This is a genomic window from Streptomyces sp. NPDC107559 (assembly GCF_055657365.1).
The window spans coordinates 417519-437142 of the sequence record NZ_JBVKBD010000005.1 but is presented as its reverse complement, the minus strand read 5'-3'; the positions used below and the strand labels follow the sequence as shown (position 1 = coordinate 437142).

General features: G+C 72.1%; 18 protein-coding genes. 5 read left to right on the top strand and 13 right to left on the bottom strand.

All coding sequences use genetic code 11. The features are described from left to right. Positions 1 to 48: 48 nt before the first annotated feature. The 3 genes from ACZ7OY_RS19085 to ACZ7OY_RS19075 are packed head-to-tail and all read right to left on the bottom strand — an operon-like array spanning position 49 to position 3675. Positions 49 to 987, bottom strand: a complete 939-nt coding sequence (locus ACZ7OY_RS19085; protein ID WP_471912402.1) for an N-acetylneuraminate synthase family protein — start codon at positions 985 to 987, stop codon at positions 49 to 51. A gap of 13 nt (positions 988 to 1000) precedes the next feature. After that, a complete protein-coding gene (locus ACZ7OY_RS19080) occupies positions 1001 to 2299 on the bottom strand; it encodes a cytidylyltransferase domain-containing protein (protein WP_471912401.1) in 1299 nt (432 codons plus the stop codon). Positions 2300 to 2334: 35 nt separating this feature from the next. Continuing rightward, positions 2335 to 3675 (bottom strand): DUF6716 putative glycosyltransferase, encoded by a 1341-nt coding sequence (locus ACZ7OY_RS19075; protein ID WP_471912400.1) that lies wholly within the window; start codon positions 3673 to 3675, stop codon positions 2335 to 2337. A 198-nt stretch (positions 3676 to 3873) separates the two neighbouring features. Here ACZ7OY_RS19075 and ACZ7OY_RS19070 point away from each other — a divergent pair, with 198 nt between their 5' ends. From ACZ7OY_RS19070 to ACZ7OY_RS19060, 3 genes are all read left to right on the top strand, one after another. Then, positions 3874 to 4854, top strand: coding sequence for a glycosyltransferase family 2 protein (locus tag ACZ7OY_RS19070; RefSeq protein WP_351621911.1), 981 nt, complete (start codon positions 3874 to 3876; stop codon positions 4852 to 4854). Then, a complete protein-coding gene (locus ACZ7OY_RS19065) occupies positions 4854 to 6194 on the top strand; it encodes a polysialyltransferase family glycosyltransferase (protein WP_471912399.1) in 1341 nt (446 codons plus the stop codon). Before ACZ7OY_RS19070 ends, ACZ7OY_RS19065 begins: the two co-directional genes overlap by 1 nt. A gap of 310 nt (positions 6195 to 6504) precedes the next feature. After that, positions 6505 to 7677, top strand: coding sequence for an acyltransferase family protein (locus ACZ7OY_RS19060; protein ID WP_471912398.1), 1173 nt, complete (start codon positions 6505 to 6507; stop codon positions 7675 to 7677). Between the two features lie 88 nt (positions 7678 to 7765). Here ACZ7OY_RS19060 and ACZ7OY_RS19055 read toward each other — a convergent pair whose 3' ends face one another. The 3 genes from ACZ7OY_RS19055 to ACZ7OY_RS19045 all read right to left on the bottom strand — a co-directional run bounded on the left by ACZ7OY_RS19055 (position 7766) and on the right by ACZ7OY_RS19045 (position 10901). Further along, positions 7766 to 9118, bottom strand: coding sequence for a polysialyltransferase family glycosyltransferase (locus ACZ7OY_RS19055; protein ID WP_471912397.1), 1353 nt, complete (start codon positions 9116 to 9118; stop codon positions 7766 to 7768). Next, positions 9115 to 10101 (bottom strand): glycosyltransferase family 2 protein, encoded by a 987-nt coding sequence (locus ACZ7OY_RS19050; RefSeq protein ID WP_471912396.1) that lies wholly within the window; start codon positions 10099 to 10101, stop codon positions 9115 to 9117. Before ACZ7OY_RS19050 ends, ACZ7OY_RS19055 begins: the two co-directional genes overlap by 4 nt. Positions 10102 to 10241: 140 nt before the next feature. After that, the gene (locus ACZ7OY_RS19045) at positions 10242 to 10901 is read right to left on the bottom strand and encodes a TetR/AcrR family transcriptional regulator (RefSeq protein WP_471912395.1); all 660 of its coding nucleotides are present in this window, start codon (positions 10899 to 10901) and stop codon (positions 10242 to 10244) included. A 74-nt stretch (positions 10902 to 10975) separates the two neighbouring features. Here ACZ7OY_RS19045 and ACZ7OY_RS19040 point away from each other — a divergent pair, with 74 nt between their 5' ends. After that, positions 10976 to 12421 carry an FAD-dependent monooxygenase gene (locus ACZ7OY_RS19040; protein WP_471912394.1) on the top strand — a complete coding sequence of 482 codons (1446 nt, stop codon included), beginning with the start codon at positions 10976 to 10978 and terminating at the stop codon, positions 12419 to 12421. Between the two features lie 66 nt (positions 12422 to 12487). Here ACZ7OY_RS19040 and leuE read toward each other — a convergent pair whose 3' ends face one another. Further along, complete coding sequence (leuE, locus tag ACZ7OY_RS19035) at positions 12488 to 13138, bottom strand: leucine efflux protein LeuE (protein ID WP_471912393.1); 651 nt, start codon at positions 13136 to 13138, stop codon at positions 12488 to 12490. Positions 13139 to 13273: 135 nt separating this feature from the next. Continuing rightward, positions 13274 to 14854: an acyl-CoA mutase large subunit family protein gene (locus ACZ7OY_RS19030; RefSeq protein ID WP_471912392.1), complete on the bottom strand. Its 1581-nt coding sequence runs from the start codon at positions 14852 to 14854 to the stop codon at positions 13274 to 13276. Positions 14855 to 15022: 168 nt separating this feature from the next. Here ACZ7OY_RS19030 and ACZ7OY_RS19025 point away from each other — a divergent pair, with 168 nt between their 5' ends. Beyond that, a complete protein-coding gene (locus ACZ7OY_RS19025; protein WP_471912454.1) occupies positions 15023 to 15940 on the top strand; it encodes a L,D-transpeptidase family protein in 918 nt (305 codons plus the stop codon). Between the two features lie 248 nt (positions 15941 to 16188). On the opposite strand, the gene ACZ7OY_RS19020 is transcribed toward ACZ7OY_RS19025, so the two are convergent. From ACZ7OY_RS19020 to ACZ7OY_RS19000, 5 genes are all read right to left on the bottom strand, one after another. Beyond that, positions 16189 to 17376 carry a hypothetical protein gene (locus ACZ7OY_RS19020; RefSeq protein ID WP_471912391.1) on the bottom strand — a complete coding sequence of 396 codons (1188 nt, stop codon included), beginning with the start codon at positions 17374 to 17376 and terminating at the stop codon, positions 16189 to 16191. After that, complete coding sequence (locus ACZ7OY_RS19015) at positions 17376 to 18038, bottom strand: RNA polymerase sigma factor (RefSeq protein ID WP_471912390.1); 663 nt, start codon at positions 18036 to 18038, stop codon at positions 17376 to 17378. The genes ACZ7OY_RS19020 and ACZ7OY_RS19015 overlap by 1 nt, the downstream gene beginning before the upstream one ends. A 447-nt stretch (positions 18039 to 18485) precedes the next feature. Further along, a complete protein-coding gene (locus tag ACZ7OY_RS19010; protein WP_471912389.1) occupies positions 18486 to 18716 on the bottom strand; it encodes a hypothetical protein in 231 nt (76 codons plus the stop codon). 9 nt (positions 18717 to 18725) lie between these two features. Then, positions 18726 to 18932, bottom strand: coding sequence for a hypothetical protein (locus tag ACZ7OY_RS19005; protein WP_471912388.1), 207 nt, complete (start codon positions 18930 to 18932; stop codon positions 18726 to 18728). Next, the gene (locus tag ACZ7OY_RS19000) at positions 18929 to 19561 is read right to left on the bottom strand and encodes an RNA polymerase sigma factor (RefSeq protein WP_384724972.1); all 633 of its coding nucleotides are present in this window, start codon (positions 19559 to 19561) and stop codon (positions 18929 to 18931) included. Before ACZ7OY_RS19000 ends, ACZ7OY_RS19005 begins: the two co-directional genes overlap by 4 nt. Between the last annotated feature and the right edge of the window lie 63 nt (positions 19562 to 19624).

Here is a 19624-nt window from a genome sequence, read left to right as displayed (position 1 = left end):
GACCGTCCCGTAAGCCACTCGGAGTCGGACTGGGGGCCGAGCGCGGACTCAGACCGAGACCGGCTCGCCCGCGGCGGCGGCGATCTCCGCCTCGGCGACGACACCGGTGACGCGGCGCAGCTTCTTCATCGGGCCGAGCTCGGAGTCGTAGACCTTCTTGACACCGTCGCCGAGCGAGGCCTCGATGGTGCGGATGTCGCGCACCAGGCGCTGCAGGCCCTGCGGCTCCACGGAGGCGGCCTGGTCCGAGCCCCACATGGCGCGGTCGAGGGTGATGTGGCGCTCGACGAAGGTGGCGCCGAGGGCGACCGCGGCGAGCGTGGTCTGCAGGCCCGTCTCGTGGCCGGAGTAGCCGATCGGAACGTTCGGGTACTCGGCCTGGAGGGTGTTGATGACGCGGAGGTTGAGCTCCTCGGCCTTCGCCGGGTAGGTCGAGGTGGCGTGGCAGAGCAGGATGTTGTCCGAGCCGAGGACCTCGACCGCGTGGCGGATCTGCTTCGGGGTGGACATACCGGTGGAGAGGATGACCGTGCGGCCGGTGGCACGCAGGGCGCGCAGCAGCTCGTCGTCCGTCAGGGAGGCGGAGGCCACCTTGTGGGCCGGGACGTCGAACTTCTCCAGGAAGGCGACGGCCTCGGTGTCCCACGGGGAGGCGAACCAGTCGATGCCCTGCTTCTTGCAGTGCTCGTCGATCTGGCGGTACTCGTCCTCGCCGAACTCCACGCGGTGGCGGTAGTCGATGTAGGTCATCCGGCCCCAGGGGGTGTCGCGCTCGATGTCCCACTGGTCGCGCGGGGTGCAGATCTCCGGGGTGCGCTTCTGGAACTTGACCGCGTCGCAGCCGGCCTCGGCGGCGGCGTCGATGAGCTTGAACGCGTTCTCCAGCTCGCCGTTGTGGTTGATGCCGATCTCACCGACGACGTAGACGGGCTGACCGGGGCCGGCGGTCTTGGAACCGAACGTGCGCAGACGGGAGTTGGTGCTCATGGCAGAGATGTCCTTACTGGGGGAGGGAGTCGAGAGAGGGGCCGAGGATCCAGCTGGCGATCTCTCGGATCGCGCCGTCGCCACCGGGGAGAGTGGTGACCGCGCGTGCGGCGCCGCGCACGACGTCGTGGGCGCTCGCGACCGCCACGGGCCAGCCCACGAGGGCGAAGCACGGGAGGTCATTGACGTCGTTGCCGACGTAGAGCACGCGCTCAGGCGCGATGCCCTGCTCCTCGCACCACTGCTTCAGTGCGAGGTCCTTGCGGTCGATGCCGTGCAGCACCGGGAGCTTGAGCTTCCGGGCCCGGGCGGCGACGACCGGGTTCTGTTCCGTGGACAGGATCAGCATCTTCAGGCCGCTCCTGCGGAGGGCCGCGATGCCGAGTCCGTCCCCGCGGTGCACGGAGACGAACTCCCGTCCGTCGGAGTCGATCAGCACCCGGTCGTCGGTCTGGGTGCCGTCGAAGTCGAGGACGACCGCGTCGATGTCGTCGGCGGTCGGCAGCGAACCGGGGAGGTCCGCGTCGAAGAGGGGGGCCAGGGCACGGGCGCGGGCGAGATCGTGCGGGTCGTCGATCTCCAGCACCCGGGCCGGGTCGGTGCGCACCAGTTCGGTGCGGCCGAAGAAGCGGTGCCGGTGCTCGCGGAAGCCGGTGGCCTCCATCGCGTAGGCGGCGCCGGTCTCCAGCAGGTCCTGGGGGCGGTCCTGGCGGCGCGGGCGGAAGGACTTGTCGTGGTTGACGCCGTAGCCGCCCTCGGTGACGGCCGGGTCGGCGACCTTGGTCCTGCCGCCGACCTCGTCGGCGCGTCCGGTCTCGACGACCGCCGGCTCGTCGGCCGCGTCCCGCCAGATGAAGCCGTGGAAGGGGGCCACGGTGACCGCCGTGTCGGCGCCGTTCTCGACGACCGCGCCGGCCACCCCGTCGATGTCCTCGCGGACGATGAAGGGGCTGGTGCACTGCACGAGGAGCACCGCGTCGACCGGGGAGCCGTGCAGCGCCTCGTGGGCGTCCATGGCGTGCAGGACGGCGGCCTCGGAGGTGGCGGTGTCGCCGGCGATGGCGGCGGGCCGCAGCACGACCTCGGCGCCGGCCTGCCGGGCGGCGGCGGCGATGGCGTGGTCGTCGGTGGAGACGACGACGTCGGTCACCAGCCGGGAGGCACGGCACTCGCGCACGGCACGGGCCACGAGCGGGATCCCGCCGACGGCCGCGAGGTTCTTCGCGGGCACGCCCTTGGAGCCGCCGCGCGCGGGGATCACCGCGAGCACCCGGCGCACCGAAGCGCCTTGGCCCGCTTCCGGGTTGGACATGGGGTCTACTCCTTGGGCTGTTGTCTCGGCGGCGCTCACAGCTCGCCCATCCGCCGGATCACGGGGGCGACGCGCTGCACTCCGTGGCGGTAGGCGCCGCGCGCCGCCCGGCGCACGATCTGCCGGACCGCTCCCGGCTCCTTGTCGGCGGCCGGGGCGCCGGGCAGCGGGGCGCCGTCGGGGCCGAGGTGGTGGCGGGCGAGGATGCCGGGCAGGTATCCGGGCGCGGTCTCGGGTGTGTAGTACGGGGCCAGCGGGGGCAGTCCGCCGGGGCGTTCGAGGAGCTTGGTGATCCGCTCGCGGGCCGCGTCGAAGGCGGTGGCGTAGGAGCCCGCCCCGGCGGGGGTGCCCGCCGGCGCGACGCCCTGGCGGGCGACCCAGTCCTCGTCGGGCACCGGCCGGTGCCCGGCGTCGAGCTGGTCCCAGGAGGCGAGCAGGCCGGAGCCGACGAAGTGGTGGTTGCCGAGCATCTCGCGCACGCCGAGGTCCGTCAGGACGACGGTCGGGATGCGGCGGTGCAGGGCCTCCAGGGCGGCCGTCGAGCTGACCGTGACGAGCAGGTCGGTGCGGTCCAGGACCTCGCCCATGTGCCCGTACACCAGACGGAAGTTGGACGGCGGGTCGGCCTTCTGCACCAGCTTCTGGTACGGCAGCTCCTCGATGTGCGTGGTGTGCTCGCCCGGCTTGGAGCGCAGCTTCAGCAGCACCTCGCGCTCGGGGTGCTTGCGGGCGTGCCGGATCAGCCGCTCCAGCAGGTACGCACGGTCCTTGCGGCTGGCCGGGACGGACGGCTGTGCGGCGAAGACGACCGTGTACGGGTCGTTCTCGCCGGTGTACGGCGCTCCGCCGAGGAACGGCAGCGCGACCTCCGTGACGGACGTGGCGTCGGCGCCGACCCCCTCGTAGACCGCGCGGAACCGGTCCGCGTCCTGCCGGGAGTTGGCGAGGACGAGATCGGCGCCGTGGCGCAGCAGCAGGCCGTCGGCGAGCTTCTCGTAGACGACGCCGACGTAGCCGGTGACGACGACGGGACGCTCGGCGCGGTCGGCCCAGACGTGGCGCAGGCCGTGCAGCATCGCCTGCACACCACCGCCGACCAGGGCGAGGACGAGGACGTCGTAGGACTCCTCGCCCATCGCGCGCAGGAACTCGGCGGCGGTCACCTCGCGGAGCGAGTCGGCGTGGACGCCGACCTCCTGGAGCTGACGGGCGGTGGGGGTGGCTCGGCCCCGCAGAAGGTAGCCGTCCAGGCGGATGTCCGTTTCACCCTCTTCGGCAGAAACGGTACGCTTCGCGGTGAGCGCGCCCCATTTCCACCGGGTGTCGGAATCCGCGAGTACGGCGACTCGCAGGGTGTTCGTTGCACTTGCTGGCACGTCGTCGACCGTAGGAAGGCATTCCTAGGATCCGCCCAACCCGAAAGCAACAAAGGGTTAACAGCACGTCGACGAATGGGGTTTTCGGGCTCTCCGGCTACTCGAGAAGGTCTGGTTCACGGGTTCGCCACACGTAGTTCACCTGACATCAAACCAACGGTAAAGACGGGTGCCGGGCGGCCCTCTAACGTCGGTGACGTGGTCAAGCTCTCCGTCATCGTGCCGTTCTACAACGTGCAGCAATACGCGCCGGACACTCTCAAAAGCCTGCGGGCGAACACTCGTGACGACTTCGAATTCATTCTCGTCGACGACTGTTCGCGCGACGGGACACCGGACATCCTCGCGCGCGCGGAGCGCGAGCTGCCGGGGGCGGTGCTCGTCAGACACGAGCAGAACGGGGGACTGGCGACCGCACGCAACACCGGGATCGACCGCGCGCGCGGGCAGTACCTGACGTTCCTGGACGGCGACGACTGGCTCGCGCCCGGCTACTACGAACGTCTGGTGGCCGCCATGGACGAGCTGAACTGCGACTTCCTGCGCACCGACCACGTGCAGTGCACCGGCCGGGCACGCACCGTGAACCGGGTGCCGCACGGCCGGCGGGGCGTGGTGATGGAGCCCCGCGCGGCGATCCTGCCCGCGGACCGGTCCACGTCGGTCGACTACGCGTACGCATGGGCGGGCATCTACCACCGCCGGCTCGTCGACCGGGGACTGCTGCACTTCACCCACGGACTGCGCACGGCCGAGGACCGGCCCTGGATCTGGAAACTGCACCGGGAGGCGGAGTCCTTCGCCGCGGTGAACCTGATGGGCGTGTTCTACCGGCGCGGGGTGGCCTCCTCGCTCACCCAGATCGGCGATGTACGCCAGCTCGATTTCATCCGGGCGTTCGATCAGGTAATCGAAGAAACGGCGCTCGATCCCGAGGCGGATAAGCTGCTGCCGAAAGCAGTGCGCACCTATTGCGCGATCATGGCTCATCATCTCGGATCAATCGAGAGGTTCGAACCCGCCGTGGCTCGAAAATTGCGCTCCCTGAGCTCCGCCGCCCTGAAGCGAATGCCGCAGGACGTGCTCGCGGAAGTGATGGACACGATGGACGCCCAGCGCGCGAGCCGGCTGCGCCGACTGCGCCGCAGGCCCGTGTCCGCCCGGACGGTGGCCGCCTGATGCCCCGCACCACCCGCATCTTCTGCGCGTCCACGCTGTACGGCGCCGCGACCCTGGCCGCCGCGCTGGACGCCGGGCTGTTCGAACCGACCGACCGGCGGCTGCTGCTCGTCTCCAACAACGCGGTCAACCCCGAGACCACGCCCGCCGTCGACGAGATGCCGGGCTTCGCGCGGATCGCCGAACGCTTCGACCAGGTGCTGTCCTGGAACGAGACGATCGCGCCGTTCCACCCCAGCGGCTGGAGCCCGCGCGGCGACGACATCCCCATGTGGGAGCGGTACGTACGGCTCCAGTGGGGGCTCGGCGACGACGAGATCCGGCTGACCGTCGAGTCCGTGCAGGTCAATCCCTCACTCGCGGTGTGCCAGCTGTTCACCGGCGCCCCTGTCGATGTCTACGCGGACGGCCTCATAAGCTATGGCCCCACCCGGGACAAGATCGATCCGCTGGTCGGCACCCGGATCGAACGGCTGCTGCACCTCGATCTCGTACCGGGCCTGACCCCGCTGCTGCTCACCGAGTTCGGCGTCGCACCCGAGCTGGTGCCGGGCGAGGCGTTCCTCAAGGTGCTGGGCGAGCTGGCGCAGGACGAGACCGGGCTGCCGGACGTCGACGGGCAGCCGGCGCTGCTGCTCGGCCAGTACCTCAGCGCGCTCGGCATCCTCGACGACGCCGAGGAGGAGCAGCTGCACCTGGGCATGGTCCGCGGCGCCGTCGCGCTCGGGCACCGCAGCCTGGTGTTCAAACCGCACCCGGTCGCGCCCGCGCGCTGGTCGCGGCTGCTCCAGGACGAGGCGGCCCGGCTCGGCGCCGAACTCACGCTGCTGGAGCGGCCGGTACTCGCCGAGGTGGCGTTCCAGCGGATGCGGCCCGCGCTCGTCGTCGGCTGCTTCTCCACCGCGCTGCTGACGGCCGCGGGGCTGTACGGCATCCCGGTGGCCCGCGCCGGCACCGACAACGTACTGACCCGGCTCACGCCCTACCAGAACAGCAACCGCGTGCCGGTCACCCTGGTCGACGCGCTGCTGCCCGACCTCGCCGACCGGACGGCGGTGGAGAGCTGGACGATGCCGTCGCCGGAGCGGGTGGAACAGCTGGCGGCGCTGGTCAAGGCGGTCGGGTTCGCCATGCAGCCCAAGATCTACCCCGGACTGCGCGGCGCGGCCGAGGACTATCTCTCCCGGCACCTGAACACGCGCACCTGGCGCTACTTCAAGCGTCGCCGGCTGACCGCGCTGGCCCTGCCGGGCGCCGTGCCCGCGCAGCTCGCCTTCATCCCGCGCAACGCGACCGTGCGCCGCCTGGCGCGCCGGGCCAAGGCCCTGTCCCGGCGCTGAGCGCACCCCGGGCCGGGGTGCGCCGTCCCGGCGCCGGTCACCCCGCCCGGCCGGACCCGTCCACTGCCCCGGAGGCAAGCACTCCACACACCGTTCCACCGCGTCACCCCCGTTCCTCCACAGGGTCGGGGGCGGCGCGCTTTCCCTTAACCCGGGCGTCAACCTGACGCCTGTTCATTCATCTGTGCGACATATATCCGATGCCTCGGCGTCAGCGCTGAATCCCCTGTCATACGTCAGTACTTCGTACCGTCCGGTCATCGACGACCACTTCGACGATGGACACGACCCTGCCGAGAAAGGCCCCAGGATGAATGCGGCTGACCAGGCCCTGGCCCCCACGAGCCCGGCGCCGGCGCCCACCGTGCGAGTGCGGGACCCCGAGAAGGCCCCCGCCGCCGCACCCCGCCCGCGCGCCGGCGACCGGCTGCGCGCACTGGACGGGCTGCGGCTGCTGGCCGCGCTGATGGTGTGCATGTACCACTTCGCGGGCAAGAACGGCCCCATCGCCGAGTCCTGGCACCAGTCGCCCGGCCTGAAGTTCCCGACCCTGTCCCTGGCCGCGACCTACGGCAGCCTGGGTGTGCAGTTCTTCTTCGTCATCAGCGGCTTCGTGATCTGCATGAGCAGCTGGGGCCGCTCCCTGGGCGACTTCTTCCGCTCCCGGGTCGCCCGGCTTTACCCCGCGTACTGGGTGGCGATCGTGCTGATCACCGCGGCGGCCTGCGTCCTGCCCGCCGTCGTCCACCCGCTGCGGTCCGACGAGATCCTGGTCAACCTCACGATGCTCCAGCAGCCGATGGGTGTGAACCGGGTGCTGGGCGTCGACTGGACGCTCTGGGTCGAGGTCCGCTTCTACGCGATGTTCGCCCTGTTCGTGGTCTGGCGGGGCGTCACCTACCGCCGGGTGGTGCTGTTCTGCGCCCTGTGGATCCTGGCCGGCGTCTTCGCCCGGGTCGCCGACATGCCGCTCACCGACGAACTGGTGATGCGCGACCACGCCCCCTTCTTCATCGGCGGCCTGGCGCTCTACCTGATCCACCGCTACGGCAGCGACCTGCTGCTGTGGGGCATCGTGATCATGTCGTTCCTGCTCGGCCAGCGCTACTCGGTGACCGCCCTGTGGCACCCGGGCATGCAGGGCGACTTCCACCGCAACCCGTACGTCATCCAGGCGATCGTCTTCCTCGCCTTCGCCGCGGTGGCGGTGGTGGCGGTGGGCTGGACCCGCTGGGCGAACTGGCGCTGGCTGACCGTCGCGGGGGCGCTGACCTACCCCTTCTACCTGATCCACGAGCACCTGGGCTGGTTCTTCGTCCGGGTGCTGAACCGCGACCTCGGCCTGCCGCCCTACGCGACGATCGTCATCAGCGTGACGAGCCTGCTGTGCATCGCCTGGCTGATCCACCGGCTCGTGGAGAAGCCGTTCGGGCCTCGGCTGAAGCGGGCACTGGTGGTACGGCGCCCGCAGCTCGGCAAGTGACCCGGGCGCACCGCGCGAGAAGGGCCGGGCCCCGTTCCTGAGGAGGAACGGGGCCCGGCCCTTCGCTGTGTCCGGTGCGCCGGGTGCGTCAGGACGACTGGGCCGCCCGGATCCGCCGTACGACCCTGCGCACGGTCGGGTTGCGGCGCAGCGCCTCCGCCCGGACCGGGCTGCCGCCGGGCAGGCGCAGCGTGGTCAGCCGGCGCTTCTTGAAGTACCGCTGGTGCTCAGCGAGGTTGGCGGTCAGCCAGGCGGCCGCCTCCTCGTGCAGGCCGGGGTACTTGCGGGACTGCATGCAGTAGCCGACGGTGTGCACCAGCGGGGCGAGGCGCTCGCTCAGCGCGGCCAGTTCGAGCGGGGCGCCGAGGGTCTCACGCTCCGCGTCGGGCAGGGCCGCGTCGATGATGGTGAGCGGGACGCGGTTGCTGTTCTCGTACGGCGTGATGCGTTCGAGGAGGAGCTCCGTGCCGACCCGGGCGACGGGGATGCCGTAGAAGGCGGCGGCGGTCATCAGGGCCGTGGAGAAACAGCCGATGACGAGCTGCGGCTTCAGGAAGGCGAAGACGGTCTCGGCCAGCACGGGCTCGTCGAGGACCGAGAGCCGCACACCGAGCTCGTCCGCCACCGTCTCCAGGGACCTGCCGTAGACGGCGGGCGCGCTGGGGTGCGGCTTGAACAGGACGTTCTCGTGGCCCGCGCGGACGGCGGCCCGCAGCATCCGGACGTGCAGCGCCTCTTCCTCGTCCTGGCTGATCAGGTCGATCGCGGAGAGGTACTGGCCGAGCAGCACGGCCGTCGGGCGCTCGCCCGCGGGCAGCCGCTCGGCGAGGATGCCGGCGCCGTCCTCGCCTATCTGGGCGAGTACGTCGACGATGGCCTCGTTGGGGATCGGCTCGGGCTCGACGCCGTACTCGGACAGCAGCATCGGGCGCAGCCCGGGTATGAGGTCGAGGTGGAGCACCCGGGCGATCCGGCTGTTCATGCCGTGCGGGATGCGGTTGCGGGTGGGCCCGTAGCTCATCAGGCCGTCCGCGTACACGTGGATCGGGCTGTCGGCGAAGATGTCGGCGACCGCACGGGAGGGGTTGGCCTGGATGGACTCGCAGGCGATCTCGACCTCCTCGTCCCCGAGGTTCCAGGCCAGGCGTACGGCCTTCTCCCACAGCTGGGCGTCCTGGGCGCGGGGCGACCAGCCGGCCGGGTGGTGCGGGGCGATGAACTCGTTCCAGGAGCGCACCTCGTCGAACTCGGGGCGCAGCTTCTCGAACCCGGCCATCCGGTCCAGCGGGGTGCCGACCTCGGGCACGGCGGCGGTGTTGCTGACGACCAGGATGCGCCGGTGGGCGGCGCGCGGGCCGAAGAGGCCGGCGCGGATGGCCGCGGTGACGGTGGCGGCGGCGTACTGCGTGGCCGAGAAGAAGATCTGTGTCCTGCCGCTCATGCCGCGACTCCCTTCATACCGCCGCGAATGCGCCGCAGCGTGTGGACGCGTTCCTCGCCCATTCCGACGAGTGCCTCGTTCAGTTCCGCCTCCGTCATCCGGCCCAGCGCCTCGGCCGCCAGCTGGCGCAGCTTGGCGTGCACGCTGCGCTCGAACCGGCCCCGGTCCAGCAGCTGGTGGGCGATGACGACGCAGTAGTTGCGCAGCGCCTTCTTCCGCAGCCGGGCGGCCTCGGGGTCGTCGGCGAGCTCGGCCAGGACGAGGTCGAAGGAGCGGAAGAAGTCCAGCTGTCGGACGTCGCCGATCTGGGTCAGCGAGCTGGCGATGCCCCGGCGGTAGAAGACCCCGCGCAGGCTGGCGACGGCGTAGGACTCGGCCCTGCGGTGCAGGTCCCAGATCCAGGGGCGGTCCTCGGCGGTGCGCAGCCCGTCGTGGAAGCGCAGCAGGCCCTTGTCCAGCAGCCGGCGGTGGTAGACGCCGGCCCAGGCGTACGGGTAGTCGACCATCGTCGTGTCGTCGACGGGGAGGATGGAGCTGCGCGGGTCGAGCGGGGTGTGCCGGCGGCCTTCGGGGGCCCGGTGGATCTGCCGTTCGACACCGAAGACCTGGACGTGGTCGGTGCGCACGAAGTCGACGTCGTGCCGTTCGATCTGGTGCACGAGGTCGCTCAGATAGCCGGGGGCGAGCCAGTCGTCGCCGTCCAGGAAGGTGAGGTAGCGGCCCTCGGCGGCGTCGATCCCGGTATTGCGCGCGGTGGCCAGTCCGCCGTTCTGCTCGTGCCGGATCACCCTGCTGTTCTTCAGCCGCTTCGTCAGGGCCAGCAGCGCCTCGTAGGTCTGGTCCTTGGTCGACCGGTCCTCGACGAACAGGACCTCGAACGAGTCGTCAGCGTTGTTGACGAGGCTGGCCACGGTCTCCGGAACGTACGCCTCGATATTGAAACAAGGGACGATCACGGACAGTTTTGGGGGGTGCTGAGGCACGCGGACACCTGGGCTCTCTCTGGGGCAGACCCCAGCGACCGTAAGAGATGTTCGATGCCGGACATCAACCCCTTGACCACTATCAGGTGAACGCAAGGTAGCTACACGCCCTCCCTTTCCCGCAGCACCGACCACCGGCCTCACCCGATCCCGAACCGGGCCCCGATGCCCGCCACGATCACGGCCAGGCCTTCCTCGAAGTTCCGGTCGTAGTCCTCGAAGATCAGCGCGCCCGCCTGTGCCGACAGTGGGAAGTCGGCCATCAGGCGGGCGCGTTCCGTCACGTCGTAGCCCTCGCGGCGCTCGCCCGGCAGGGGCTGGACGCCCTGCTCCTCGGTGACGAACCCGATGGTGTACAGGTACGTGGTGGACGTCGCGCGGACCGCCTGGGCGAGGGTGAATCCCGCCTCGGTGAAGAGCGTCAGGGTCCGCTCCATCTCGACGGCGTGCAGGGTGCCCGTGAAGCGTGAGCCGCTGAAGACCTTGGCGCCGTCGCGGTAGCTCAGCAGGGCGGCGCGCAGTCCGCGGTTGGCCGTGAGCAGCCGCTCCCGCCAGTCGGTGTCCGGCGCCTGCCCGGGCTCCTGGACCATCCGGCGGTACATCTCCGTGGCCATCTCGTCGAGCAGTTCCTGCTTGTTCTTGAAATGCCAGTAGAGCGCCGGCGCCTGGACGTCCAGCTCCTTGGCGATGGCCCGCAGGGTGAGGCCGTCGAGGCCCGTCTCGTTGAGCAGCCGCAGCGCCGCCTCGACGACCTGCTTCTTGTCCAGCCTGGGCGACCGCTGGGATCTCTGGGTAACCACGCTTGACAGTTTAACGCCGTTAAGGGCATGCTCGCGAACATGGAACTTAACAACGTTAAGGAGCGGTGACGGCAGTGGACACGGACGTTCTGATCGTCGGCGCGGGACCCACCGGTCTCACGCTGGGCATCGACCTCGCCCGGCGCGGCGTGGACGCGCTCGTCGTGGAGCGGGGCGCGGGGCTCGCACCGGGATCGCGCGGCAAGGGCATCCAGCCGCGCACCATGGAGGTCCTCGACGACCTCGGCGTCCTCGACGGGATCCGCGCGGCGGGCGGCGACTATCCGGTCGGGCTGATCTGGCAGGACGGCAGGCGGGTGGCCGAGCGGGCGATGTTCGACCCGGCCGAGGACGGCGAGGCGGGCTCCCCGTTCAGCGAGCCGTGGATGGTGCCCCAGTGGCGCACCCAGGAGATCCTGCACGCCCGGCTGACGGAGCTCGGCGGGCGGGTCGCCTTCGGCCGGGAGGTGACCGCGCTCCACCAGGACGAAGACGGGCTGACCGTGCACTTCGCCTCGGACGAGGGGGCGGGGACCGTCCGCGCGCGGTACGTGGTCGCCGCGGACGGCGGCCGCTCGGCCGTGCGCCGGGCCGTGGGCATCGGTATGACCGGGGCCGGGGCCGACGGCTCGGGCGTCGTCGACCCGGACCCGATCCTGGTGGCGGACGCCCGGATCAGCGGCCTGGACCGCGACCACTGGCATCTCTTCCCGCCGCGCGGGGACGGTGACGGCTTCATGGCCGTCTGCCCGCTCGCGGGCACGGAGTACTTCCAGATCGTCGCCGGGTTCCCGGCCGGAACCACGGTCGACAGCTCCCCCGACGGCGTACGCAAGGTGTTCGCCGCCCGTTCGCATCTGGCCGCCGACGCGGTGACCGGGATGAGCTGGGTCTCGGAGTTCCGGCCGCGCGCGGCACTGGCGGACCGCCTCCGCTCCGGGCGGGTCTTCCTCGCCGGGGACGCGGCGCACATCCACTCACCGGCCGGCGGGCAGGGCCTCAACACCAGCGTCCAGGACGCCTACAACCTGGGCTGGAAGCTCGGCGCGGTGCTGAGCGGCGAGGCACCCGAGGCCCTCCTCGACACCTACGAGGAGGAACGCCTGCCCATCGCCGCCGGGATGCTCGGCCTCTCTACGAAGATCCACCGGGGCGAGGCCCGCCGCGGCAGGGAGACCCGTCAGCTCGGCCTCGGCTACCGCGGCTCCGCCCTCGCCGTGGAGACCCGTGGCGACCTGCCGGAGGAGGCGGTGCGGGCGGGCGACCGCGCCCCCGACGCGGCCGTGGACGGCGTACGTCTCTTCGACGTGTTCCGGGGACCGCACTGGACACTGCTGGCCGTCGGCACGGACGCGGAGCCCCCGGCGCTCCCCGGTGTCCGCACCGCGCGGATCGGGTCCGACGAACGGTACGGGACCGGGGTCTTCCTGGTCCGCCCCGACGGGTACGTGGGCTGGGCGGGCACCGGCACAAGGGGCCTGCGGGAGTACGCGGCCCAGGTGGGCCTGAGCGTCGCCTAGCTACGCGCCGGGCATCGCTCGGCTGCGCGCCGGACGTCGCTCGGCTACGCGCGCGGCGTCGCTCGGCTACGCGCTGGCGAGCGTGAGTTTGACGGCGAAGCCGAGGAAGAGCGCGCCCGCGGCGGTCGTGGCGCCCGCGGAGAGCCGCCGGCGACGGCGGAAGGCCTCCGCGAGGCGCGTACCGCTGAAGATCAGCGCGGTCAGGTAGAGGACGCTCGCGAGCTGGGCGAAGGCCCCGAGCACGACGAACGACAGAGCCGGGTAGGCATAGCCCGGGTCGACGAACTGCACGAAGAAGGCGACGAAGAACAGGATCGCCTTCGGGTTGAACAGGCTGATCACCAACGCCCGTCGGAACGGCCGCTCCCCCGCCACCGCCTCGGGCTGCGCGCTCTGGGCGACCGGGTCCCGCCGGGCCCGCCACATCGCCCGCGCGGCGCGCAGCATCCCGATCGCCAGCCAGGTCAGATAGCCCGCACCGGCGTACTTCACGATGCTGAACAGCACGGCGTTCGCCTGGAGCAGCGACGCCACACCGGCGGCCGACAGGGTCATCAGCACGGTGTCCCCGCACCACACACCCGCGGCGGCGGTATACCCGGTCCGCACGCCCCGGCGGGCGGCGACGGACAGCACGTACAGCGAGTTCGGCCCCGGCAGCAGGACGATCAGGACAAGGCCCGCGAGATAGGTGGGAAGGTCGATAACACCAAGCATGAGAGGGAGTGTCGCACGGGGGTACGACATCGTGTCCAGGCGTCTCGCGGGTCAGTCACCGTCGAGGAGGGTGCCCACCGGGAGGTCGGACAGGACCCCGACGGACCCGGGCACCGGGCCGCTCCGGCCGCGCACTCAGAAGGTGTCCGACGGTACGTACGTGCCCCAGATCCCGCGCAGTGCGTTGCAGACCTCGCCGACCGTCGCGCGGGCGCGCAGAGCGTCCTTCATCGGGTACAGGACGTTGTCCGTGCCCTCGGCGGCCTTCTTCAGGGCGGCCAGGGCGGTGTCGACCGCGCCCTGGTCGCGCTCGGCGCGGAGCCGGGCGAGGCGTTCGGTCTGCCGGGCCTCGATGGCCGGGTCGACGCGCAGCGGCTCGTACGGCTCCTCCTCGTCGAGCCGGAAACGGTTGACGCCGACCACCACGCGTTCGCCCGCGTCCGTCTCCTGCGCGATCCGGTAGGCGTTGCGTTCGATCTCGCCCTTCTGGAAGCCGTGCTCAATCGCCGCGACCGCCCCGCCGAGCTCCTCGACCCTGCGCATCAGCTCCAGCACCGCCCCCTCCAGGTCGTCCGTCATCCGCTCGACGGCGTACGACCCCGCGAACGGGTCCACCGTCGCGGTCACGTCCGTCTCGTGGGCCAGCACCTGCTGGGTGCGCAGGGCGAGGCGCGCGCTCTTCTCCGTGGGCAGCGCGATCGCCTCGTCGAAGGAGTTGGTGTGCAGGGACTGGGTGCCGCCCAGCACCGCCGCCAGGCCCTGGACCGCGACCCGGACCAGGTTCACCTCCGGCTGCTGCGCCGTCAGCTGCACCCCCGCGGTCTGCGTGTGGAAACGCAGCATCAGCGACCTGGGGTCCTTCGCGCCGAACTCCTCCCGCATGACCCGGGCCCAGACGCGGCGGGCGGCGCGGAACTTCGCCACCTCCTCCAGGATCGTCGTACGGGCCACGAAGAAGAAGGACAGCCGGGGCGCGAAGTCGTCGACGTCCATGCCGGCCGCGAGCGCCGTGCGGACGTACTCGATGCCGTCCGCGAGGGTGAACGCGATCTCCTGCGCGGGCGAGGCGCCCGCCTCGGCCATGTGGTAGCCGGAGATCGAGATCGTGTTCCACTTCGGGATCCCGGCCCGGCAGTACGCGAAGATGTCCGCGGTCAGCCGCAGCGAGGGCTTCGGCGGGAAGATGTACGTCCCGCGCGCGATGTACTCCTTCAGCACGTCGTTCTGGATCGTGCCGGTCAGCCGGTCCGCGCCGACGCCCTGTTCCTCGGCGACCAGTTCGTACAGGAGCAGCAGCAGCGCCGCGGGCGCGTTGATGGTCATCGACGTCGACACCGTGTCCAGCGGGATCCCGTCGAACAGCACCCGCATGTCGTCCACCGAGTCGATGGCCACGCCCACCTTGCCGACCTCGCCGTGCGCGATCGGCGCGTCGGAGTCGTGGCCCATCTGGGTGGGCAGGTCGAACGCCACCGACAGTCCCGTCGTACCGTTCGCGATCAGCTGTTTGTAGCGGGCGTTGGACTCGGTCGCCGTGCCGAACCCCGCGTACTGGCGCATCGTCCAGGGCCGGCCGGTGTACATCGACGGGTAGACGCCGCGGGTGTAGGGGTACGACCCCGGATCGCCCAGCTGCCGCGCGGGATCCCGGCCCGTCGCCGTCTCCGGTCCGTAGACGGGTTCGATGGGCAGTCCGGACTCCGAGTCACGTGCCATGGAATCCACCATGCCGTGCCGTTCGTGTGCCGTCATCCGCGGGGAGCATCTTCGGTGACACCGTGCGCCCTCCGCGCGCCGCGCGGGGCGGGCGGCGCGGGGGCCAGTGAGACGACGGGGGCCGTGATGCGTTGTACGGGTATGAGGAGCTCGGGGAGCTTGAGGACCATGGGCGGGCGCGGCACCGCGGAACGGAAGAGACGTTTCGCCACCGGGTCCACCGGAGCCGTCCGGTCCGCCGTGGTCGCCGCGGCGGCCCTGACCGCGCTGGCGGCGGTGTGCGGCTGCACCGTGCAGCCCACGGACGGGGACGGCAAGCACCGCTCCCCCGTCCACATCAGCGTCACCGGCACGGCGGGCGCCGGCGGAGCCACCGGCACACCGGGCGCCTCCCCTACGCCCGCCGGCTCCGGCAGCCGGCCGGCCCCGGGACCGAGCACTCCCGCCGTCGCCCCCGCGGTGCTCTGGGAGCGCGGGGACAGCGGACCGGCCGTCCGTGAACTCCAGGCGCGGCTGCGCCAGGTCGCCTGGCTCTACGACGGACCGACGGGGACGTACGACGATCTCACCGAGGAGGCCGTCCGGGGCTTCCAGGGCAAGCGCGGGCTGCCCCGGACCGGCCGCGTGGACACCGTCACCTGGCGGCGGCTGCGGGACATGACCCATGAACCCGGCCGGTGGGAGCTCTACCTGATGGGCGGGCAGCCGGCCGCCGCGCCGGACCCGCGCTGTCTGACCGGCCGGGTGCTGTGCGTGAGCAAGTCGAGCCGCACCCTGCGCTGGATGATCGACGGACGGACGGTCTCGACGATGTCGGTCCGGTTCGGCTCCCAGTACACCCCCACCCGGGAAGGCGTGTTCCACGTCTACTGGAAGTCCCGCCATCATGTGTCGACGCTCTACGACTCCCCGATGCCGTACGCCATGTTCTTCAGCGGCGGACAAGCCGTGCACTACTCCTACGACTTCGCGGCCCGCGGGTACGCCGGTGCTTCGCACGGCTGTGTGAACGTGCGCGACGAGACGGCGATCGCCCGGCTGTTCGCGCAGGTGAGAAATGGCGACAAGGTCGTCGTGTACTGGTGACGGCGCGGGGCGCGGAAGAAGAGGATTCGGGGCGCGGGCGGGACCGGGGGAACGTGTCCCGCCCGCGCCAGGTGCACGTGCCGTAGGTACGGGGGGAACCCCGGCTCCGTGCGACGGCCGATGACCAGTCGGCTCACTTATCACTGCGTCAGGGCCGCCGAAAATGTCACACCTGTTGCCGAAAAACTTGAGCGCGAGACAAAACCGCAGGTCAGCGGGCTGTTCCGGGAGCGGGGACGCGGCCCGGCTCAGACGGCGAAGTGCGCCCGGGTGCGCGAGGAGGCGCGCGGGCAGCCGGCGTTCTTCGCGCCCTTCACGCCCTTCAGGTTCTGCGGGCTCTTCAGGCTCTTCGGGCTCTTCGCGTTCTTCGGGCTCTTCCACGAGCCGTGGGCGAGGGTCTGCGACAGGGACGGCGTCAGCAGGCCGAGGGCGCCCTCGCGAAGGCCGTCACCGCCGCCGCGGACCGTGCCCCGGCTGCCGCCAACCTCGCCCCGGCCGTCCTTGTCGCCCTTGTCGCCCTTGTCGCCCTGCTCACCGGAGCCGTCGCGGGCCGTGCCGTCCGAGCCGTCCGCGGAGCCCTGTCCGCCTTCGGTGTCGCCGTCCTGACCGCTGTTCAGGGAGTCGCTGAGGAGCGCCCTGCAGTACTTCCACACGCGCGGGGAACCGCCCGCGGCCTTCTCCAGGGCGCGTCTGCGCTCGCCGGCCAGCTCCCGGCCGGCGCGCATGTCCCGGCAGGCCGCGGCGGCACCGCTCCACGCGGAGCCGGAACCCGGGCCGGAACGGGAGCCGGCGGCGGCGCGGTCGTCCTTGCCGCCGTCACCGGCGGTGGCGCCGTCGCCGGCGCCCCGGGTCGTACCGCCGGGCGAAGCGCTCGTACGGCCGCCGGGGGTCGCCACTCCGCTGGTGCCGCCCATGATGTCGCCCGGCACGGGCGGGACGCGCGTGCCGTTCGGGCTCGGGGCGGCCGAGACGGAGGCGGCCGGGCCGTGTTCGGCACCGCCGAACGGTGCGGGCAGGACTCCGGTTCCGGCCGCCATGGCGACCCCGCCGACCATGCCGGCGGCCAGCGCGGCGGACAGCCCCAGGCGGACCGGGCGGCCCCAGTGGAAACGGCCGGCCGCCGGAGCCGCGCGGCCGAGGCGGACGAGTGCGGTGTCCGCGGAGCGGGAGGCAGCGGCGCGGCCACGGCGGCCCACGGCCGGCCGCTCGGCCGCGCGGGCGCCGCGCGCGGCCCGGAAAGCGGCCACCGCGGCGTCTTCTCCGGGCAGTTCGGTGCTGTCCGGCGCGGCTGCCGCCGTGGACAGTGCGCCGAGGGCCTCGGCGAGCTGTTCGGCCCGGTCCCGGGCCGTGGCGTCGACAGCGGGGGCCGGCGGCTCCCCGCGCAGCAAGCGCTCCGCCGTTTCGCGGTCCAGCCACCTGTACTGCTCGTCGGCCATCACATGTCCTTCTGCGTCCGCACGCGTGGATGCGTCACACCGGCGGACGTCACCGCGCGGGCGCGCGGTTCTCGCTGGGACGGCAGGGCGTCGAGCCCGCCGGCCGATTCCGGATCGGAGCCGAGGAGTTCGGCGAGCCGCTTCAGACCGCGGTGCGCGGCCGTACGGACGGCCCCCGGCCGCTTGCCCAGCGTCTCGGCGGCGCTCTTGGCGTCGAGGCCCACGACCACCCGCAGGACGACCGCCTCGGCCTGGTCCTGCGGCAGCCGGGCGATGAGGGAGAAGGCGCGACCGGTGGCCAGGGCTTCCATGGCCTCGCCCGCGGTGTCGGACGCGGCGGCCTTCGCGGTCAGTTCGGTCTCGTCGCCGCCTATCGCGGGACGGCGTCCGCGCATCCGTATGTGGTCCAGGGCCCGGTTGCGCGCTATCCGGGCGGCCCAGCCGCGGAAGCGGTCCGCGTCGCCGGTGAACCGCTCCAGGTCGCGGGCGATCTGGAGCCACGCCTCGGAGGCGACGTCCTCGGCGTCGAGGTCGCCGACCAGTGTCCTTACGTATCCGAGCAGCCGGGGGTGCACCGTGCGGTACACAGTCCGGAACGCGGTCTCGTCCCCGTCCTGCGCCGCAAGCACCGCGGCCGTCAGCTCCGCGTCGTCCCCCAGCACCGCGCCCCTTTTGCGCCTCGGCCGACACCGCTCTCGCGGGCCGGGTTCTCGCCGTCGTGGTTGCTCGATCGATGGCCGTCGATGGTTACGGTCACAGGCCCCGTGATGGTCAGGCAGTCCGCCGCTGTCAGCGGTACGGCGCGAAAGGCACGTTACGGCGTGAAACCGCTGCTCGTCCACGTCGGTAGAACATGCAACTAACTCGTGACTCAGTGGGTGTGACAGAAAACGCACTCTCGGCGCTGTAGGAGATACGGGCCGCCGCGCGGCCCGTGCCGCGCGACGGCCGGGGCCTCTCCTGTGGGGGGTGGCGGCCCCGGCCGTTGCCTTGGCGGCAGATCCGGGACCCCTGGGCCGCCCGGTGCGCGTGGAAAGCGATTGCCCGCAGCGGTGGCCGCTCAGGGCCGTGACGGCCCAAGTCCGTGAGTCGTACAGGGCGGTGACCGCTCAACGCGGCGGCCGGGGCCGCCAGTCGTCCCGCCGCCTGGTCCGCCCCGGCGGCGCCGTCAGGTCGCGTACGGCGAGAAAGGCGGCGACGGCGCGTTTCTCCGACTCGGCGTCGCTCTCCTCCTCGCGCAGCGCGGCGGCGAGCAGTTCGGTCAGGCGGGCGGCCCGGCCGGACAGGAGGTCGTCACCCGGGGCGCCGCCCGTACCGGCGCCCGTCCCCACTTGGCTCATTCCGTCCCCTCACCGGTCGATCCGCCACCACGCCGCACGGGCCCGCCCCGCGCCGCCGCGCGCCGGATCGCACCGGCTCGCGGATCCGTTCCCGCGCCGCCCCGCGCCGCCGCACGCCTTCGTCACCGCGCCCGCGCCGCCGTCGCCGCCGCGAACCGCACCGTAGTCCCCGCGCTCGTCCGGGTCTTCGCGGGGCGGCCCGCAGGATGCCCTCATGTCGACTCCCCCAGCGTCCGGGGCCCGTCATCCGTCACACCTGCGGACGCCGGGCCGTCCACGCCCAGTTCACGGGCGATCCGGCGCAGACCGCGGTGTGCGGCGGTACGGACCGCGCCGGGACGCTTGCCGAGGATCCGGGCGGCGGCCGGAGCGTCGAGACCGACGACGACCCGCAGCAGCACGGCCTCGGCCTGGTCGGGCGGCAGGGCGCGGATGAGGGCGAGGGCGCGCTCGGTGGAGAGGGACTCCAGGGCCTGGTCGTGGGTGCTGTGCGGGCCCGGCAGGTCCAGTACGTCCGGTTCGAGGGCCGCCGCCACGGGCCGTACCCGGCGCCGCCGCAGATGGTCGAGCGCCCGGTGCCGGGCGATGGTCGCGGTCCAGCCGCGGAACCCCGCCCCGTCCCCCGCGAACCTCCCGAGGTCGCGGGCGATCTCCAGCCACGCGTCGGCGGCGACGTCCTCGGCGTCGTCACCGACCAGTCCGCGCAGATATCCGAGCAGCCCCGGCTGCACGATCCGGTACGCCACCGCGAACGCGCTCTCGTCGCCCTGCTGGGCCAGCGCGACCGCCGCGCCCAGCTCCCCGTCGTACGCCTGCGCGCGCCGGGATTCGCCTCCCTGGCCCAAGACAGTCCTCGTCCATGCCGAGTCCATGGCCGCGGTCCACGGCCGCCCCGTCTGCCGGAGCCG

Coding starts and splice junctions, on each gene's coding strand:
- ACZ7OY_RS19060 (WP_471912398.1), top strand. CDS start 6,505: ATGAATGCGGCTGACCAGGCCCTGGCCCCCACGAGCCCGGCGCCGGCG.
- ACZ7OY_RS19030 (WP_471912392.1), bottom strand. CDS start 14,854: ATGGCACGTGACTCGGAGTCCGGACTGCCCATCGAACCCGTCTACGGA.
- ACZ7OY_RS19005 (WP_471912388.1), bottom strand. CDS start 18,932: ATGAGGGCATCCTGCGGGCCGCCCCGCGAAGACCCGGACGAGCGCGGG.
- ACZ7OY_RS19020 (WP_471912391.1), bottom strand. CDS start 17,376: ATGGCCGACGAGCAGTACAGGTGGCTGGACCGCGAAACGGCGGAGCGC.
- ACZ7OY_RS19010 (WP_471912389.1), bottom strand. CDS start 18,716: ATGAGCCAAGTGGGGACGGGCGCCGGTACGGGCGGCGCCCCGGGTGAC.
- ACZ7OY_RS19065 (WP_471912399.1), top strand. CDS start 4,854: ATGCCCCGCACCACCCGCATCTTCTGCGCGTCCACGCTGTACGGCGCC.
- ACZ7OY_RS19055 (WP_471912397.1), bottom strand. CDS start 9,118: ATGAGCGGCAGGACACAGATCTTCTTCTCGGCCACGCAGTACGCCGCC.
- ACZ7OY_RS19080 (WP_471912401.1), bottom strand. CDS start 2,299: ATGTCCAACCCGGAAGCGGGCCAAGGCGCTTCGGTGCGCCGGGTGCTC.
- ACZ7OY_RS19025 (WP_471912454.1), top strand. CDS start 15,023: ATGGGCGGGCGCGGCACCGCGGAACGGAAGAGACGTTTCGCCACCGGG.
- ACZ7OY_RS19085 (WP_471912402.1), bottom strand. CDS start 987: ATGAGCACCAACTCCCGTCTGCGCACGTTCGGTTCCAAGACCGCCGGC.
- leuE (WP_471912393.1), bottom strand. CDS start 13,138: ATGCTTGGTGTTATCGACCTTCCCACCTATCTCGCGGGCCTTGTCCTG.